This window comes from Nocardia farcinica, assembly GCF_029867845.1.
GTDB lineage: Bacteria > Actinomycetota > Actinomycetes > Mycobacteriales > Mycobacteriaceae > Nocardia > Nocardia farcinica_A.
In genome coordinates, this window is record NZ_JARWRU010000284.1 from 1 (window position 1) to 1,832 (window position 1,832).

Annotated in this window: 1 protein-coding gene; it reads left to right on the forward strand. The window is 66.9% G+C overall.

Annotated elements, in window-relative coordinates; all coding sequences use genetic code 11:
- Window positions 1-363: 363 nt before the first annotated feature.
- Window positions 364-1,832, forward strand: a 1,469-nt coding sequence (locus tag QH283_RS05985; protein WP_280502017.1) for a cbb3-type cytochrome c oxidase subunit I, incomplete at its 3' end; no start/stop codon positions are given.

A 1,832-nucleotide genomic window follows, 5' to 3' on the forward strand; every position in this document is an offset into this window, starting at 1 on the left:
CGGTAGGGGGGGGGGGGGGGGGGGCGCCCCCCCCCCCCCGGGTGAGGCCAAACACCCCCCCAAGCCCCCCCCCCCCGCGCGGGCCCCCCCCGCCGCCCGCCCCCCCCCCCCCCCCCCCCCCCCCCCCCCCCCCCCCGGGGGGGGGGGGGGGGGGCGGGCGATTCGGGCCCATCGGTACCCGTTGCCGGGCCGGTCGGATTCCCTCGAAGTCACTCGCCGCCGAGCCGAAGGTCCCCTCTCGCAGCGCAATTGATCATCGAATCACGCGCGGGACTGGTTCCGGGCGATTTTCGCTGATTACCGTGCGGACGCTATGCACGCTCCGCCGACGGGGTTCGGCGGGTCGATCTCGAGGAGTTGGTGGTGACTGCGGTAGCACCGAGGCCGAAACCGGATGTCGTGGCACAACGGCCGTATCCGGCCCGACGTGGCCCCGAAGGGTCGGCGATCCATCGCCTGGTCACCACGACGGACCCGAAAGTCCTCGGCCAGATGTATCTGGTCACGTCGATGTCGTTCTTCCTGATCGCCGGTGTGATGGCGCTGCTGATGCGCGGCGAGCTGGCCAGGCCCGGTCTGCAATTCCTGTCGCCGGAACAGTTCAATCAGCTGTTCACCATGCACGGCACGATCATGCTGCTGTTCTACGCGACCTCGATCATCTTCGGATTCGCCAACATTCTGCTGCCGTTGCAGATCGGCGCGCCGGATGTCGCCTTTCCCCGCCTGAACGCGTTGAGCTACTGGCTGTACCTGTTCGGCGCGAGCATGGCGACCGCGGGTTTCATCACCCCCGGCGGCGCGGCGGACTTCGGCTGGACGGCCTATGTGCCGTTGACCGACATCATCCATTCCCCCGGCGTGGGCGCGGACCTGTGGATTCTCGGTGTCGGCGTCTCCGGTCTCGGCACCATTCTCGGCGGTGTCAACATGATCACCACCGTGGTGTGCCTGCGCTGCCCGGGCATGACCATGTTCCGTATGCCGGTGTTCACCTGGAACATCCTGGTGGCCAGCGTGCTGATCCTGATGGCGTTCCCGCTGCTGACCGCCGCGGCGCTGGCGCTGTTCTACGACCGTCACCTCGGCGGGCACATCTACGACCCGGCGACCGGCGGAATCATGCTGTTCCAGCACCTGTTCTGGTTCTTCGGCCATCCCGAGGTCTATGTGATCGCGCTGCCGTTCTTCGGCATCGTGTCCGAGATCCTGCCGGTGTTCTCCCGCAAGCCGATCTTCGGTTACACCACGCTGGTCTACGCCACCCTTGGCATCGCCGCGCTGTCGATCGCGGTGTGGGCGCACCACATGTACGCCACCGGCGCGGTCCTGCTGCCGTACTTCTCCTTCATGACCTTCCTGATCGCGGTCCCGACCGGTGTGAAGTTCTTCAACTGGATCGGCACCATGTGGCGCGGTCAGCTGACCTTCGAGTCGCCGATGCTGTGGTCGCTGGGCTTCCTGGTGACCTTCCTCTTCGGTGGTCTGTCCGGTGTCATCCTGGCCAGCCCGCCGCTGGACTTCCACGTCACCGACTCGTACTTCGTCGTCGCGCACTTCCACTACGTGCTCTTCGGCACCATCGTGTTCGCCACCTTCGCCGGCATCTACTTCTGGTTCCCGAAGATCACCGGCCGCATGTGCGACGAGCGCCTGGCGAAGTGGCACTTCTGGGCCACCTTCGTGGGCTTCCACACCACCTTCCTGGTGCAGCACTGGCTCGGCGCCGAGGGCATGCCGCGTCGCTACGCCGACTACCTGCCCTCCGACGGCTTCACCACGCTGAACACGATCTCCACGATCGGCGCGTTCGTGCTGGGCGCCTCGATGCT